Consider the following 16,247-nt stretch of genomic DNA (forward strand, 5'->3'; position numbering starts at 1 on the left):
TCTATTTCTGATTAAAATGGATTTATTATTCCATTTCAACCGAAAAATAGAATGCTGTATTATTTTACGATTGACGTTCCGTACCGACGGCAACGGCGAGGGTAATAGCAAGGCAGAGTGTGGCCGAAAGTGACCTGAATGCGCCGAAGTCCACTTCTGAAACAAGCAGCGATTGCTGAGCAAACTTGCTCATTGGGCTGACAATGGTGTCGGTAATCGCAACAACATCGATGCCGCGCTCGCTCGCATTTTCCGCCATTGCTATGGTTTCGGGCGAGTATGGCGAAAAGGAAATGGCAAGGAGCACATCGCCTTTGCGAATGGCGTGCTGGTTCTCCAATTTTCCGACAGTGCTGTGAAGCATCGCTGGAACCTGCATCTTTTCAAGCGCATAGGCCAGATAGCTCGCAACCGGAAATGCGCGCCGAACGCCAATGATGTGTATGGTTTCTGCCGTTGCCAGCAGCTTGACAGCTTTCTCAAGTGCTTCCGGCTCGATGGTCTTCAACAGACTTTCAAGTGAAGTGCGGCCTGCCTCGGCAAACTCTGCCAGAAGGGCCGGGGCGCTTCCAGCCGCCGTTTCACGCAGATGTTCAAGCCGCGTGGAATAATCGGGCCAACCGCCAGCATAGGAGTCGCGAAAAAGTTTCTGCATTTCCGAAAAGCCGGAAAAGCCCAATATCTGACAAAAGCGCATGAAGGCCGAACTTTGAACGCCTGCGCCTTCTGCCATTTCCGCGACTGTTGAAACAGCTATACGGTCCTGATTGGCAGCAACAAAATCGGCGCATTGTTTGAGACGTTTTGGCAATCGGTCTGCGACTTCGAGCAGTCTCGCCTCAAATTCTTTGACATTCGTTGGGGCTGGCACACTGGCGGGAGTATCGGCTTGTGCTGCAACAGCTTGTTCGGTGTCCATTGCCATCCTTTCAGAAACGGTCTCTTGACATCCTATATATCACAATCTAGCAAAATAGAATAAATATTCCATTGCGCTTTGTTTCTCCCGAATAGTCGGGAATCGCGCAAAACGGAATAGCGAAACTGTTTTGTCGGTCAATCGAGGATGACCGTTTTGGGAGGATGAAGGCAATGGTTACACGTCTTGCTCTGCTCGGTGCTGGCCGTATTGGTAAGGTTCATGCAGGCGCGATCGCTTCCGACAAGCGCGCGAAGCTTATCGCAGTGGCGGATGCCAATCAGGACGCAGCACGCGCCATTGCTGATGCCGCTGGCGCGGAAGTGCGCACCATTGACGAGATTGAAAATTCGTCTGATGTGGATGCGGTGCTGATCTGTACGCCAACCAACACTCATGCCGATCTGATCGAACGCTTCTCCCGCGCTGGCAAAGCCGTGTTCTGCGAAAAGCCTATCGATCTAAACATTGAGCGCGTGCGTGCGTGTCTCAATGTCATCAAGGAAACCGGCGGCAAGGTTATGCTCGGGTTCAATCGGCGTTTCGATCCGCATTTTGCGGCTGTTCGTAAGGCTATTGATGACGGTCGGATTGGCAAGGTCGAAATGGTCACGATCACCAGTCGCGATCCTGGCGCGCCGCCTGCGGAATATATCAAGGTTTCTGGCGGTATTTTCCGCGACATGACCATCCATGATTTTGATATGGCGCGTTTTCTGCTGGGTGAAGAAATTGCAACGGTTTCTGCATCGGCTTCGGTTCTTGTCGATCCAAAGATCGGTGAACTGGGTGATTTTGACAGCGCAAGCGTGATCCTGACCACCGCTTCCGGTCGCCAATGTGTGATTTCCAATTCGCGTCGAGCTTCCTACGGTTACGACCAGCGCGTCGAAGTGCATGGCTCGGACGGAGCGGTGTCTGCTGAAAACCAGCGCCCGGTTTCCATCGAAGTGGCATCGAAGGACGGCTATACCCGTCCGCCGCTGCATGATTTCTTCATGACCCGCTACACGGATGCTTATGCGGCTGAAATTGCTTCGTTCATCGATGCGATTGATGGCGGCAAGGCACCCAAACCTTCGGCGGAAGATGGTTTGCAGGCTTTGGCGCTTGCAGAAGCAGCTCTCCTTTCAGTCAAGGAAGGTCGCACTGTGAAAGTTGCGGAAGTTCTGGCTTAGAGCATTTCCAGCAAAAGTGCGAAGCGGTTTTGCGTAGGATAATGCGTGGAAAAAAGAGTTAGAGCAGTTTGAATGCTCCTGCTTAGATAGAAATTGTTCTAACCGCTCATTTTCGTTTGCCTTTTTCCGCAATCGGTTGCGATATGCGGAACATGGCTTATGAATTCGACAAACTGCCGCTCGATGAGCTTTTTGTGCCCGTGACGAATGCCACGGCTGCATTAACGAGGCTTGACGAGCGGCTCGCCCGTTCTCCAATCCGCGACGGAATGCTGGAGCGTATGCATATGCAGGACGCTGTAGCATCCATGTGGCTTGAGGGTGAACTGGTGCATCTGGAAGATCTTGTTCTGCATGATGCGCTTATGGATACGCGCACGCCCAGCCATGCTCTGACGATTGCTTATTCTGTGTTGCGACTGCGTCGGCAGATTGTCAGTCGTGCGCCGGGCTGGGCTTTAAGCACGGCAGGTATTCAGCAATTGATTGGCCGAAATATCGAGGTACGTGAGGAAGAAAAGCGTGATTATAGCGAAGTGGCGGAGGGCGAAGTTGATCCGCTGCTGGAAGATATCGACGCTCTGCTAGCTCGTACGGATGCTTTGTTAAAAGGCGTTGTCAAAGAGAAACCAAAGCCGCAGCCTGTTGAGGCGGAAGCCCTACTTTATGACGATGACTGGGATGAAGATGCGCGTTTGCAGGAATGGCGCGACCTGTTTGCCAAGACTGCACATCTGCCTTCGATACTATGCGCTGCAATTATGCATGATGCCTGGTATTCTCTTGAAGTGGTGCAGCGTTCAAACTGGATCGGCCGTTTGTTGACGTCTGCATATCTGCGTCAGTCGGGGATTACGACTAATCACCTGCCTGCAATCAGCATAGGCCTTCGGACGAAAAGGCCAGATGAGCGCCGCTCGTCAAACCGGTTGATACGGTTGAAGACATTTTTGTCGGCAATTGAGGACGCGGCGGACGCAGGCATGAAAGAACATGACCGCCTGATGCTTGCGCGTGAACAAATGCAACGCAAGCTCAGAGGACGGCGATCAAATTCACGTCTTCCGCAATTGGTTGATATGATGATGCGCAGCCCTCTGGTTTCGAGCCAGATGGTTGAGAAAGAGCTTGCAGTCACGCAACAGGGTGCGTTGAAGCTGATATCCGATCTCAACTTGCGGGAAATTACCGGACGCGGCCGGTTCCGCGCCTGGGGCGTTTTGTGATTTATTTCTTCATGCAGTGATTGCGCAGATGGGCCGCAAATAGCTGATACTCGTTGCGGCGGGCAGCATTGGCGCGCCATGCCAAAGCAAGCGAACGGTAATTGTGCTGCCCTTCATAGGGCACGGTGCTGATCTCGCTGCCGCGTGTAACGCCCGCCTTGATGGCGACTTCCGGCAGCAGCGTCACTCCCATTCCGAATTCCACCAACTGCACCAGCGTCATGATGCTGGTTGCATGAACATCGCCGCCTGTCTGCGTTGGCTTTGAACCGATTGCCGCCATGACGTGTTCACGCAGACAATGGCCGGTTTCAAGCAACAGAAAAGGCTGATCCTGAAGATCGCTTGCGTCGATGCGGTCACGGTTGGCGAGCGCATGATCGCGGCGCACTGCAAGAAAGAACGGGTCCTGACCGATTTCAGCGACTTCAAAGTCATCAAGATCATAGGGATGGGCGACGAGCGCCACGTCAAGGGAGCCTGAGCGCAGACTGTCGAGCAGAGTGCGTGTCAGGCCTTCGCGCACGCTCAATTGCAGTTCTGGAAAGGCCTTGGCCGTCGTGGGCAGCACTTTGGGCAGAAGAAACGGCGCAATCGACGGAATGACACCGAGCCGCAAACGTGTGGTCAAAGGGCGCTCTGCCTGACGTGCATGTTCCGGCAGTTCTTCGATTGATGCGACGATTTCCTGCGCACGATTGAGGAAGTCTTCGCCTGCTGGCAGCAGTTGCATCCGCCGCCCGGTGCGGTCGATCAGAGTAACCCCGATCTCCGCTTCAAGCGCCTGAATTGCTGCACTTAACGTGGATTGTGTCACGCCGACGGCCTCAGCTGCACGCGAAAAGGAGCCTGCTTTGACGAGGGCGATAAAATAGTGGAGCTGGCGAACGCTGATATTGAGCATGGTCTTGGGCTAAACTTATCCCCATCGTTAAAATCGATGGAATTGATCGTTTTAATCGCTTTGACCGATTGATTTAGAGTGCCTATATATGACTCGCAAGCGGATAGTTCTGAAACTTCTGAATTTTCTGCATAACAACGAATTTACAGGCAGGTATGAGATGCTCGGTATCGGTGACAAGCTTCCTTCTTTCAAAGTAACTGGCGTAAAGCCAGGCTTCAACTTCCACGAAGAAAATGGCGTTTCGGCTTTTGAAGAAGTCACTGAAGCAAGCTTCGAAGGCAAGTGGAAGGTCATCTTCTTCTACCCTAAGGACTTCACTTTCGTTTGCCCAACGGAAATCGCAGAATTCGCGCGTCTGGCTTCGGATTTCGAAGATCGTGATGCGGTTGTTCTCGGCGGTTCGACCGACAACGAATTCGTGAAGCTCGCATGGCGCCGCGATCATCAGGATCTCAACAAGCTGTCAATCTGGTCGTTTGCTGACACCAACGGTTCGCTGGTCGATGGCCTCGGCGTTCGTTCGCCAGATGGCGTTGCTTACCGCTACACCTTCGTTGTCGATCCGGACAACACGATCCAGCACGTTTATGCAACCAACCTCAATGTTGGCCGCGCTCCTAAGGACACGCTGCGCGTTCTCGATGCTCTGCAGACCGATGAGCTTTGCCCATGCAACCGTGAAGTTGGTGGCGAAACGCTCAAGGCTGCTTAATCAGCATCCAATTGCTTGAGAGAAGGCGGGTTAAGGCCCGCCTTTTGTTTATCCAGAACTGACAGTTAAAGAGGGTTCCATGTCCATTGATGATCTGAAGTCAAGAATTCCGGACTTTGCCAAGGATGTTCGTCTTAACCTTTCGTCCATGGCGAGCGATGAAACGCTGACGCCACAGCAGAAATACGGCCTGTTCGTCGCCTGCGGTATTGCTTCGCGCAACGCCGATGTGCGCAAGGCGCTGACTGCTGAAGCAGCAGGTAAGGTTGATGCTACGGTTGTGCAGGCTGCAAAATCTGCAGCATCCATCATGGGCATGAACAACGTTTATTATCGCTTCGTGCACCTTGCCACCAACAAGGAATACCGCACGCTTCCTGCCAAGCTGCGCATGAACGTGATTGGCAACCCAGGCGTCGACAAGGTTGACTTCGAACTGTGGTCACTGGCCGTTTCGGCAATCAATGGCTGCGGCATGTGCATCGACGCCCACGAAGATGTGTTGCGTAAGGCTGGCGTTTCGACGGAAGCAATCCAGACTGCTGCACGCTTCGCCTCGATCATTCAGTCTGTTGCTATTGCTCTGGAAGCTGCTGACACCGAATAAGGTTAGTCGAGCTTACATTTAAAAGAAAAGCCCGCTTGGATCGCTCCACGCGGGCTGTTTTTTTTGGTATTTAGTTTGGCTTATTCGCCGCGCTTGAACGAGATGAATGCAAAGCCGATCAGAGAAATCACGGCGGCAGCAGTCATGTAGTAGCCAACATAAGCAAAGCTATAATGGGTCGCGAGCCATGTTGCGATGTAAGGTGCAACCGATGCGCCGAGAATGCCTGCCAGGTTGAAGGTAAGCGAAGCGCCGGTATAGCGAACCGAAGTCGGGAAAGGTTCAGCAAGCGCTGCACCAATTGGACCGTAAGTCAGTCCCATCAAGCCAAAACCAAGGATAAGGAAGGCGAGAACGCCAGCTGTTCCGCTCAGGAAAAGCGGAGCCATGAGGAAGCCATAGATACCAATCAGCACCGTGACGATGATCATGACCGGACGCATTCCGTATTTATCGGAAAGCAACGCTGCGACCGGGATGGTGAGGCCGAAGAATATCACGCCGACCATCTGCAGGATGAGGAACTGCTCACGGCTATAGCCGAGCGCACGCGTACCCCAACCGAGCGAGAACACGGTCATGAGATAGAACAGAACGAAGGTTGCAACAGCGCCGATGGTGCCGAGAAACAGGCTCGCCTTGTGCTTCTTGAAAAGCGTTGCGACTGGAACTTCAACGCGTTCAGCCTTGTCGATAGCCTTCTGGAATTCTGGTGTTTCAGCAATCTTCAAGCGAATGAAGAGGCCGACGCCAACCAGCAGTGCACTGGCGATGAAAGGAATACGCCAGCCGAACGACATGAACTGTTCTTCGGTCAGGAGTTCAGCCAAGACCAGGAAGATACCCGTTGCAAGGATGAAGCCAACAGGCGCACCGAGCTGTGGGAACATGCCGTACCAGGTACGCTTGCCTTCCGGTGCATTTTCGGTTGCGAGCAGAACTGCACCGCCCCATTCGCCACCAAGGCCAAGGCCCTGACCCAGACGGCAGAGTGCGAGCAGGAGAGCCGCCCATACGCCGATGGATTCATAAGTTGGCAGGAAGCCGATAGCGACTGTGGAAATGCCCATGGTCATAAGCGCTGCAACGAGCGTTGCCTTACGGCCAACCTTATCGCCGAAGTGGCCGAACAAAGCGCCGCCGATCGGGCGTGCAAAGAAGGCAATAGCGAAAGTTGCCAAAGACTGGAGCAGCGCCGAGTTACCGTCACTTGCCGGGAAGAAGAGGTGCGGGAAAACGATTACCGCGGCGGTAGCATAAATATAAAAGTCAAAGAATTCGATTGTTGTGCCGATCATGCTCGCGGCCAAAACGCGGCGCGCAGAATTTTTCTTCGGAACAACTGCTTGAGCTACAGTCATTGTTTCATATCCATATTTGTGGGCTGTACGTTTTGGGGGAAAGCCCGAGATATTGCCTTCTTAGTGCCACAAAATACGAAACCGCAAGCTTAAAAGGGCTGTCACGTAATTTTCTAATTTCGAATGTGCTGTTTTCGAAACAAAATGAATGCCAGAGGTAGTTTCAAGGAAAAGGATGGAGGTCTTTCAATTGCCTTAAGGTAGCCTTAAGCTGAAATTCAGAACATGGAATCACAATGACTGCGCAGGTTTTCAGAAACAGCAATATTGGTATGCGTTTTCGCAAACATTCTGTTTTGCGAATGCCTTCCCGTATGCTGATTGCGCTGTTCTCGTTGCTGTTTCTGGTTTCAACGCAATTTTGTTATGCCATGGCGCATGATCTGCCACTGACGGCAGCAGTTATTGACTGTCACACGACTGCGCAGGTTGCCAAACATGGCGGCGGGCATTCAACGCCGACGGATCATGGCAAGAAGGCATCTGCCGCCTGTGTAATGATGAGCTGTGGGGGCATCATACAGCTTAGCTCCAGCGTTGCTCTGTTCACCCCCGATCACGAATTCGGCTTGCCGCCACGCGTCGCATCATTGAACAGCAACGACCCCTTCGGCGTTCTCCGACCTCCAATAACCAGCCAGATCTGATCTTCTGAAACGCTGCCGGTTTTTCGGCGGCAATAAGCGCATTTCGAAGGTTTCGATGTGCGTTGATAGAGATTTATCTGGAGAATTATCATGACGAGTATGACTCGCCGTCGTCTTTTGACGCTTGGAGCAAGCGCTGCTGCCTTATCCATTGTCCGGCCTTTTGAGGCCTTTGCGCAGGACCCACATCAGCAGCACATGCAGCATGGTGCAGCCAGCGCACAGGCAAAGGCGCAGGCGCTGCCTATTCCGGCTTTAATTGAGCCTGATGCTGAAGGTGTGGTGAAGCTGACTGTCCAGAAGGGACGCCATGCTTTCGCGCAAGGCAGCGATGCGGCCTCTGCCGGGATAAACGGCACATATCTTGGGCCGGTCGTCCGCCTCAAAAACGGTGAAGCGGTGACGCTTTCGGTAAATAACGGCATGGACGAAGACACAACGCTCCATTGGCATGGTCTTTTTGTTCCGTCGGTTCTCGATGGCGGGCCGCATAATGTCATTGCGGCAGGCACTAGCTGGGAGCCAAAGGTTACGGTCAACCAGCCGGCTTCATTCAACTGGTTCCACCCGCATATGCATGGGGACACTGCGCGGCAGGCGCATATGGGAATTGCCGGGTTGATGATTGTCAGCGACGGCAAGGACGGGGAACGCGGCTTGCCTCAAACCTATGGTGTTGATGATATTCCGCTCGTCTTGCAGGATCGCAGGGTGATCGATGGCGATAAGGTTTACCAGCCTGACATTATGGATCTGATGCATGGCTTTCGCGGCGACAAGCTTATTGTGAATGGCGTTATCGCGCCGCAAGCGCGTGTTCCTGCTTCAGTGGTTCGGTTGCGTATTCTGAACGGTGCAAATGCGCGCAACTTCCACATCCGTCTTAGCGACGACCAGCCGTTGCAAGTCATAGCATCTGATGGCGGCTTTATAAGTACGCTTGATCCGGTTAAACGCCTGACAATCAGTCCGGGCGAGCGCTACGAGGTGTTGGTCGATTTTTCCAAGTCGAAAGATGTGCTCGACCTGCTGACAGCCAGTGATGACAGCGGTGGCGATGACCAGCCTTTGATGCAGTTCATCATCGATGACCAAATCGAAGGCGCAATCAAAACCTTGCCGACAAAGCTCGATGGTCCGGAACAGCCGGATGAAAAGCTTTCTGTTCGCAGACGTTCATACTTTTTCGATGAACGTATGGCGGATAATATGAAGCTTATGATGGGCGGCAAGTCGAGCGATCCGCATGCTGGTCACAACATGGCGAACATGAGTGACCATGATATGCATGGTGGGCGGAGCAATGCCGACGCCGGACCTGCGTTGCAGGCTTTGACATCAGGCGTTCAGATGGCGATTGCGGAGAAGCCTTTCGACATGAACCGTATTGACGCCGAGGTTAAGCTTGGATCGTGGGAGATCTGGGAGTTGTCGACGAAAGAAATGGCGCATCCATTTCATATTCACGGAGCATCGTTTCGCATCCTGACATTGAACGGCGAAACGCCGCCACTGCATCAATCAGGCTGGAAAGACACAGCACTGATTAACGGCAAGGCAGAAATTCTTGTACATTTTGATCGTGAAGCGAAACGCGATCATCCTTTTATGTTCCATTGCCATGTGCTGGAACATGAGGATGTTGGCATGATGGCGCAATTCGTTACGGTCTAAGTTTCAAGTGTTCTGCGCGCCGGCAAAACTGGCGCGCAGTTTTTTAAATTTCGAACAATTCGCGCGTCTACGCGTTTATCGCTTATCCCACACCAAATTATAGGAGGAGATAATGCGGTCTCTGATTTTAGCTTCGACTATTGTTCTTATCGCCGGTCCGGCTTTGGCGGAGGGCGTAACCGTAAAAATGTTTGAGGCATTGGAATCCGGCCAAGGCAAAGAAATGGGTACTGTTACAGTTTCCCAGAGCGCCGATGGTCTTTCTTTCAAAGCAGATTTGAGTGGTTTGCCAGCAGGTGAGCATGGTTTTCATGTTCATGAGAAGGGAAGTTGTGCGCCCGCTGAACAAGATGGAAAAATGACGCCGGCGCAAGCTGCTGGTGGTCACTACGATCCGGACGGCTCAAAACACCACATGGGTCCAGAAGGACATGGTCATATGGGTGACTTGCCGCTTCTGAAGGCCAATGCGGATGGCAAGGTTAGTGAAACCGTTGTCGCACCCCGTTTGAAATCACTGGATGAAGTCAAAGGTCGCGCATTGATGGTTCATGTTGGTGGCGATAATTATTCCGACAAGCCTAAGCCGCTCGGTGGCGGCGGTGCGCGCTTCGCCTGTGGTGTGATTGAATAAACTTCATCTGTGTTTGCACGCTTCTACCGGTACTGCCTTAACCCCAGTTCTCAATACGGATTTTCGAGCCGTCGGAGAAACGCGAGATATGGAACGGCGACGGATCGACAACCGGCGTTTCGCCGCTGACCATATCGGCGACCAATCGTCCTGCACCGGGGCCGATGCCAAAGCCATGGCCTGAAAAGCCTGTGGCGACGATCAGCCCGTCAATGCCGGGCAGGGGTGAGATAACCGGAATGACATCCGGCATCGTATCAATCAGACCGGCCCATTCCTGCGCGATCGTTGCGGATGCAAAAGATGGGATGGCGGCTTTAAGTTTGCTCAGCACTGCTGCATTCGCTGCCCGGTGCGGTTCGGGATCAAGCGTGCGGATTTTTTCAAACACCGAGACCTGATCTGCCGGACGGAGCTTCCATTGGAAAGCTTCTTCAAAAAAGCGTTCACCGAAACGGAAACGCAGGGATTTCCATTCTGTTGAGAGCGATGGAAGGAAGTCGCGGAAGAAGCGAAAACTGTCAGGCACAATGTCGGCGATGGAGCCGCCAAGGCTCGCAACTGTATATCCGCCATCAAGTCGCTTGCGCAGTGCGAAGTCCGAAAATGCGATTGCCGGTTCAACGCCACTCTCGATAGGCGAGGTGCGGAAGACGGACGAGCGCACTTTGAGCTGTGGTAGATGGGCATCAAAGGACGATATGATCAGTCGTGACCATGCGCCGCCAGCAACGACAATCGCTTCGCAAGCCACGCGGCCTTTTTCAGTCAGGACAGCTGACACACGTCCATTGGTGGTTTCGATCCCGCGCACGGCACAGTGTTGCAGAATGACAGCACCGAGTTCCTGCGCCTTTGCGGCAAAAGCAGGTACTGCCTTTTGCGGCTCCGCACGGCCATCGAGCGGCGTGATCATGCCACCTTTGAGTGGACGCGTTAGTCCCGGTGCGAGACTTGCTGCCTGCTGGCCGTTCAGCAGTTGGGTTTCGATGCCGTGCTCGCTGGCAATTTTGATCCACTCTGCGTAGCGTTCGACTTCCTCTTCCTTCTCGGCAGTGTAGGCAATGCCGGTAACGCGAAATCCGGTTTCGCGACCCACACGTTCATTCATGCCGTCCCAGAGACGCATACTTTCGACAATCAACGGCATTTCGCGGCTGTCGCGCCCGGTCCGACGGCACCAGCCCCAGTTGCGACTGGATTGCTCCCCTGCGATTTCACCCTTTTCAAAGAGGGCAACAGGAATGCCGCGCTCGGCCAGAAAAAGCGCTGTCGATACCCCGATCACACCACCGCCGATAATGGCGACCTTCGTTTCCTGCGGCAAACGCTCGGCGGTTGCCACTTTGTCGGTGATCGGCCCCATGATCAGACTCCTGCAATGCGAATACGAAATGATTTGTGAGCAGAATTGCGCGATTTGCAAGCCAGTTCAACTGGATAGTGCAGCAAACTATTGCGCTTTAAAGGGTGTTTCGACAAATGCCTGACGCGTTTGGTCGGGTTTTATTGGCAAAGTCGTCCAAGTGCATTTATATGCGGATTGATGATAACAGGACTCTCGGCCTCATCTATGGATGCACGCACTCTGCAGGATACGAAGCTCGGTAATGAAACGGCTCCGGCACTGACCCTCTCGGGAATTGGTCGGCAGTTTGGAACCGTGCGCGCACTCGACAAAATATCGCTGGATGTGCAGCCCGGTGAGATCATCTGTCTGGTTGGGCATTCCGGTTGCGGCAAGACTTCACTCTTGCGGATTATTGCTGGCATTGATGCACCCGATGAAGGCCAGCTTACGATGGGCGGGCGCACGCTCGTCGGGCCATCGATCTTCGTTGAACCGGAAAAGCGAAACATTGGTGTGGTCTTTCAGGACTACGCGTTGTTTCCACATCTGACCGTGCGTGAAAATGTGCTGTTTGGTCTGCGTAAGGTTCGCAAGGAACAAGCGCTCAGCCGCGTCGATGAATTGCTCGAACTTGTCGGTCTTTCTTCGATGGCGGATCGTTACCCGCATATGTTGTCGGGTGGGGAGCAGCAGCGCGTGGCACTCATTCGGGCTTTGGCACCGAAGCCTGATCTGCTGTTGATGGATGAGCCGTTCTCCAATCTGGATCGCGGCTTGCGCGCGCGCGTTCGTAGTGAGACGATGGCACTGTTGCGCGCACTCGGCACGCCGGTCATTATCGTTACGCATGAGGCGGAAGAAGCGCTTTCAACGGGCGACCGTGTTGTCCTGATGCGCTCTGGCGAAATCGTGCAGCAAGGCTCTGCCCGTGATCTCCATAACCGCCCGAACTCTCGCTATGCAGCCGATTTCTTCTGCGACTTCAATGCGTTTGAAGGCAGTGTCCGCGGCAAAATGATTGAAACAGAGCAGGGCGTCTTTGATGCTGCAGCGGACTTCGCAAGCACTGGCGAAGTTCTCGTTTATATCAGACCGCGCGACATTGAAATTCTGCCGGATGCTACTGCGGGCGCTTTAAGCGGACAGATCGAAACGCGAATCTATCTTGGTGAAACCGAAGAGTTGCTAATCCGCCTTGACGGAAGCGAGCAGCGTCTGCGTGTGCGAACCGACCATCACGTTCCGGAAAGTGCTAATTCGGTCTTCCTTCGAATAAATTGGAGCAGAGTGCTGGTTTTTGCAAAATAATGAGTAAACAGGTCATATTTAGAGTGCCGCGCAATTGACCCTGCAAAACCGAGTTCTTATATTCCAATTGCATACCATATAGTTCCAAATGAACCATATTTTTTCGGAGGTAAAATGCCCAAGATCGCGCGTGCTGGACTTGCACTCATGGCTGCGACGTTTCTCTCAGGTGCTGCAAATGCAAATGAGATTAATATTTACACGACGCGTGAGCCAGGCCTGATTCAGCCTTTGCTCGATGCCTATAAGGAAAAGACGGGCACCACCGTCAATACCGTTTTCCTTAAGGATGGTCTCGCTGAGCGTGTAGCTTCCGAGGGCGAAAAATCCCCCGCCGATATTCTGATGACGGTCGATGCAGGCAATCTGGTTGATCTCGTCGACAAGGGCCTTACCCAGCCTATCGATTCCAAGGCTTTGAAGGATGCAATCCCTGAGCAGCTCCGCGATGCAAATGGCAACTGGTTTGGCCTTTCGATGCGCGCGCGTGTTGTCTATGCCGCCAAGGATCTGGAACTCGACAAGATCACCTATGAAGAGCTGGCCGATCCGAAGTGGAAGGGCAAGATCTGCATTCGCGCTGGTCAGCATCCATATAATACTGCCCTGATCGCCGATTACATCGCTCATCACGGCGCAGAAAAGACTGAAGAGTGGCTGACTGGCCTCAAAGCCAATCTGGCTCGCAAGGCAGCCGGTGGTGATCGTGATGGCGCCAAGGATATCGTCGGTGGTATCTGCGATATCGCAGTTGCCAACTCCTATTATGTTGGTCTGATGCGCTCGGGTAAGAGCGGCGACGAGCAGAAGGCATGGGGCGACGGCATCAAGGTCATTCTCCCAACCTTTGCCGATGGTGGCACCCAGGTAAACATCAGCGGCGCATCTGTCGCCAAGAACGCTCCGAACAAGGACGAAGCTGTCAAGCTTCTCGAATATCTTGCTTCGGACGAAGCCCAGCAGCTTTATGCGAAGGCCAACTACGAATATCCGGTCAAGGCAGGCGCTCCGGTTGATCCAATCGTTGAATCCTTCGGCGAACTGAAGATCGATACGGTTCCGCTTTCGGAAATCGTCAAGCATCGCAAGCAGGCCAGCGAACTGGTCGACAAAGTCGGCTTTGATAACTAAAAGCTGATTATCCCTGTAAAAATGACGCCGGTGCAAAACCATTGCGCCGGCGTTATTAAACGGTTCCAGTTAAAGCTGAATCGTTGGAACCGCTGCAACTATTCGTTTTTACGCATTATCCGACGCAAAACCGGTTCCCACTTTTGCTGGAAATGCTTTAATATGAAGGTCGACCAGAGTGCCGGAACCTGTGCAAGCCGCGTCATCATCCATGCCTTATCGTACCCGTTCGGGTCGAGGCTGGTTGTGGCTTTCAGGATTGATTGCGCTGCTGGTCTGCCTGCCTGTGCTTGCACTGGTTATCGAAGCGCTTCGCGGCTCATCCGGCCTGTGGAGCCATCTTTTCTCGACGATTTTCGCGACAGCTTTTACTGATACGATCATTCTTCTGGCAGGCGTTGGGCTTATCACCGCATTTGTCGGCACGTCCGCAGCATGGCTGGTGACGGCTTATGATTTTCGTGGACGCGGTGTGCTGGAATGGGCGCTTTTGCTGCCCTTAGCGGTGCCGACCTATATCATCGCCTATGCTTATCTTGATATTCTGCATCCGATTGGCCCGATACAAAGTGCGATCCGCTTTGTGCTGGGTTATGAATCGCCGCGCCAGTTTCGCTTGCCGGATATAAGATCAATGACGGGCTGCATAATCCTGCTCGGCTTTGTACTTTATCCGTATGTTTATATTCCAACACGCGCCATGTTCCTCACGCAGTCAGCGAGCCTGATTGAAGCAGCACGAACATTGGGCGTCAGTCGCAGAGGAATATTCTGGCGCGTCGCCCTGCCACTCGCACGTCCAGCTGTGGCTGTTGGTGTCAGCCTTGCATTGATGGAAACGCTCAACGATGTTGGTGCTGCCGAGTTTCTCGGCGTGCGGACGCTGACGGTTTCGATCTACACCACATGGGTCACGCGCTTCGATCTGCCGGGAGCAGCGCAACTCGCCTTGGCGCTTTTATTGCTAGTTGTCGCCATAGTATCAATTGAGCGATGGGCGAGGCGGAAACAGCGCTTCTCTTCCAATATCCGCCACTCGCGGGGCTTTGAACCGCTAAAGGTCAGCGGCGTAAAGGGCATTTGGCTGTTCATTATCTGCGCCGTACCGATCATTATCGGCTTCATCATGCCCGCGACCTATCTCGTCATTGAAGCAGTCAAGCGGATGCGCTTTGCGGGTATCTCACCCCGTCTGGCGGGTGAAGCATTCAACACCGTCATGCTGGCGTCTGTCGCAACCATTCTGGTGCTGCTGTTTGGCATGATGGTGGCCTATGCGATGCGGCTGTTTCCGGGCACGGCTTCGCGATGGTTCTATCGCTTCTCGACCATGGGCTATGCTGCCCCCGGAACAGTGATTGCCATTGGCATTATGATCGTGTCCGGTGCGGTTGACCGTTTTTTCGATCAGGTGTTCAGCACGTTTTTCGGTATCTCCACGGGACTACTGCTGATTAGTACCGGCGCGGCCATTGTCTATGCTTATGTCGCACGCTTTCTGGCTATATCTGCGGGCGGCATTGATGCCGGTCTTGAGCGCATCCCACAATCGCTGGACCAGGCCTCCCGTACGCTTGGTCGTGGCGTGACTGCAACCTTCTGCCAGGTGCATCTGCCGCTTTCAAAGACGGCCATTGTTGCCGCTGGTTTGCTGGTTTTTGTCGATTGCGTTAAGGAATTGCCTGCCACGCTTCTGTTGCGCCCGCTCAATATCGAGACTTTTGCCACGCATCTTTATGGCGAGGCCGCACGCGGAACCTATGAAGAGGCGTCAGTTGCAGCATTGGCAATTGTGGCCGTCGGGATTTTGCCGGTCATTCTGCTTTCGCGTGTAGGGCGTCGTTTGGGCGGCGCTCGCGGCAAATTGCAGAAGTTCTGCAATATCAAATTGTTACAATGTCGTTATGGTTCGCGACTTTAACGTGATGCCCGGTATGGTTGCCGAAGTTCCATAAATTCAAAAAATGCTGATCTATCAAGGGGTTTGAGGCGTATGTAGCCTCGCGCTCAGCGGAGATAGATGAATGTTTTCAACACGATATTTCGCGTGAACGCAATAATATGTGACTGTATTATGAAGCCGTTTCCATGCTTCTACCACAAAGCGAAAGCTCAATGGTCACAATTGAAACAAGACCGCGCAATCTGAGATGCAAATGGCCATGAAGGTCGATGTCAGGATCGCGGAAGGAATGAGATGATGGAAACTATGCTGAATACGCAACAATGGCTTCCGGTCGAGTTGCTGAACATCGGTTTGGCAGCAGCCGTTTTCTTCGCCTGTCTTGTGCTTTCGCTGTGGAAGGCAGTTTTTGACGAACTCAACCCGGTTTTCTGGCGCCGTACGGCCGCTGTTCTTTGGGCCGGTGTTGTCATCGTTGCTCTGAGCACCGGTATTGAAAGCTTTAACTGGCCGCAGATTGTTGGCTGGGTGATGGTTGCTGGCGGTGTGATCGCAACAGCTACTCGGATGGGCATGAGCTATTATCGCCAGTATTCGGCTCATAATGTTCGCCGCGCCAAGTTTACAAATCCGCGCTTTTCCGGCCCGCGCGCTACTGGACGGTGATCACCATGTTTGCAAAGACTGTT

At 53.2% G+C, this 16,247-nt stretch carries 15 protein-coding genes; 11 read left to right on the plus strand and 4 right to left on the minus strand.

Annotation, left to right across the window (positions count from 1 at the left end):
• Window positions 1–64 precede the first annotated feature (64 nt).
• Window positions 65–919, minus strand: coding sequence for a MurR/RpiR family transcriptional regulator (locus CEV34_RS23700; RefSeq protein ID WP_007879498.1), 855 nt, complete (start codon window positions 917–919; stop codon window positions 65–67).
• Between the two features lie 173 nt (window positions 920–1,092).
• Here CEV34_RS23700 and iolG point away from each other — a divergent pair, with 173 nt between their 5' ends.
• Window positions 1,093–2,097: an inositol 2-dehydrogenase gene (gene iolG, locus CEV34_RS23705; RefSeq protein ID WP_007879491.1), complete on the plus strand. Its 1,005-nt coding sequence runs from the start codon at window positions 1,093–1,095 to the stop codon at window positions 2,095–2,097.
• A 152-nt stretch (window positions 2,098–2,249) separates the two neighbouring features.
• Window positions 2,250–3,323: an RHE_PE00001 family protein gene (locus CEV34_RS23710; protein ID WP_007879489.1), complete on the plus strand. Its 1,074-nt coding sequence runs from the start codon at window positions 2,250–2,252 to the stop codon at window positions 3,321–3,323.
• Between the two features lies 1 nt (window position 3,324).
• Here the strand turns inward: CEV34_RS23710 and CEV34_RS23715 are convergent, their stop codons facing one another.
• Window positions 3,325–4,227 carry a hydrogen peroxide-inducible genes activator gene (locus CEV34_RS23715; RefSeq protein WP_007879488.1) on the minus strand — a complete coding sequence of 301 codons (903 nt, stop codon included), beginning with the start codon at window positions 4,225–4,227 and terminating at the stop codon, window positions 3,325–3,327.
• 160 nt (window positions 4,228–4,387) lie between these two features.
• Here CEV34_RS23715 and CEV34_RS23720 point away from each other — a divergent pair, with 160 nt between their 5' ends.
• Window positions 4,388–4,942 carry a peroxiredoxin gene (locus CEV34_RS23720; RefSeq protein WP_007879486.1) on the plus strand — a complete coding sequence of 185 codons (555 nt, stop codon included), beginning with the start codon at window positions 4,388–4,390 and terminating at the stop codon, window positions 4,940–4,942.
• A gap of 79 nt (window positions 4,943–5,021) precedes the next feature.
• Window positions 5,022–5,549: a carboxymuconolactone decarboxylase family protein gene (locus tag CEV34_RS23725; RefSeq protein WP_007879485.1), complete on the plus strand. Its 528-nt coding sequence runs from the start codon at window positions 5,022–5,024 to the stop codon at window positions 5,547–5,549.
• A gap of 80 nt (window positions 5,550–5,629) precedes the next feature.
• Here the strand turns inward: CEV34_RS23725 and CEV34_RS23730 are convergent, their stop codons facing one another.
• Window positions 5,630–6,910, minus strand: a complete 1,281-nt coding sequence (locus CEV34_RS23730) for an MFS transporter (RefSeq protein WP_007879483.1) — start codon at window positions 6,908–6,910, stop codon at window positions 5,630–5,632.
• Between the two features lie 236 nt (window positions 6,911–7,146).
• Between CEV34_RS23730 and CEV34_RS23735 the strand changes: the two genes are divergently transcribed.
• From CEV34_RS23735 to sodC, 3 genes are all read left to right on the plus strand, one after another.
• Window positions 7,147–7,557: a hypothetical protein gene (locus CEV34_RS23735; protein ID WP_007879481.1), complete on the plus strand. Its 411-nt coding sequence runs from the start codon at window positions 7,147–7,149 to the stop codon at window positions 7,555–7,557.
• 90 nt (window positions 7,558–7,647) lie between these two features.
• On the plus strand, window positions 7,648–9,231 hold the full coding sequence (gene cueO / locus CEV34_RS23740; RefSeq protein ID WP_094544708.1) for a multicopper oxidase CueO: 1,584 nt from the start codon (window positions 7,648–7,650) through the stop codon (window positions 9,229–9,231).
• Window positions 9,232–9,343: 112 nt separating this feature from the next.
• The gene (gene sodC / locus CEV34_RS23745; protein WP_007879478.1) at window positions 9,344–9,865 is read left to right on the plus strand and encodes a superoxide dismutase family protein; all 522 of its coding nucleotides are present in this window, start codon (window positions 9,344–9,346) and stop codon (window positions 9,863–9,865) included.
• Between the two features lie 37 nt (window positions 9,866–9,902).
• On the opposite strand, the gene CEV34_RS23750 is transcribed toward sodC, so the two are convergent.
• Window positions 9,903–11,231: an NAD(P)/FAD-dependent oxidoreductase gene (locus CEV34_RS23750; RefSeq protein ID WP_007879477.1), complete on the minus strand. Its 1,329-nt coding sequence runs from the start codon at window positions 11,229–11,231 to the stop codon at window positions 9,903–9,905.
• A gap of 207 nt (window positions 11,232–11,438) precedes the next feature.
• Between CEV34_RS23750 and CEV34_RS23755 the strand changes: the two genes are divergently transcribed.
• The 4 genes from CEV34_RS23755 to CEV34_RS23770 all read left to right on the plus strand — a co-directional run bounded on the left by CEV34_RS23755 (window position 11,439) and on the right by CEV34_RS23770 (window position 16,224).
• Entirely contained in the window at window positions 11,439–12,524 is a 1,086-nt protein-coding gene (locus CEV34_RS23755; protein WP_007879476.1) for an ABC transporter ATP-binding protein, read from the plus strand.
• 114 nt (window positions 12,525–12,638) lie between these two features.
• The gene (locus CEV34_RS23760; RefSeq protein WP_007879474.1) at window positions 12,639–13,655 is read left to right on the plus strand and encodes a Fe(3+) ABC transporter substrate-binding protein; all 1,017 of its coding nucleotides are present in this window, start codon (window positions 12,639–12,641) and stop codon (window positions 13,653–13,655) included.
• 211 nt (window positions 13,656–13,866) lie between these two features.
• Window positions 13,867–15,576 carry an ABC transporter permease gene (locus CEV34_RS23765; RefSeq protein WP_094544709.1) on the plus strand — a complete coding sequence of 570 codons (1,710 nt, stop codon included), beginning with the start codon at window positions 13,867–13,869 and terminating at the stop codon, window positions 15,574–15,576.
• Between the two features lie 276 nt (window positions 15,577–15,852).
• On the plus strand, window positions 15,853–16,224 hold the full coding sequence (locus CEV34_RS23770; RefSeq protein WP_007879469.1) for a hypothetical protein: 372 nt from the start codon (window positions 15,853–15,855) through the stop codon (window positions 16,222–16,224).
• The last annotated feature ends 23 nt before the right edge of the window (window positions 16,225–16,247 follow it).

It is taken from the genome of Brucella pseudogrignonensis (assembly GCF_002252525.1).
GTDB lineage: Bacteria > Pseudomonadota > Alphaproteobacteria > Rhizobiales > Rhizobiaceae > Brucella > Brucella pseudogrignonensis.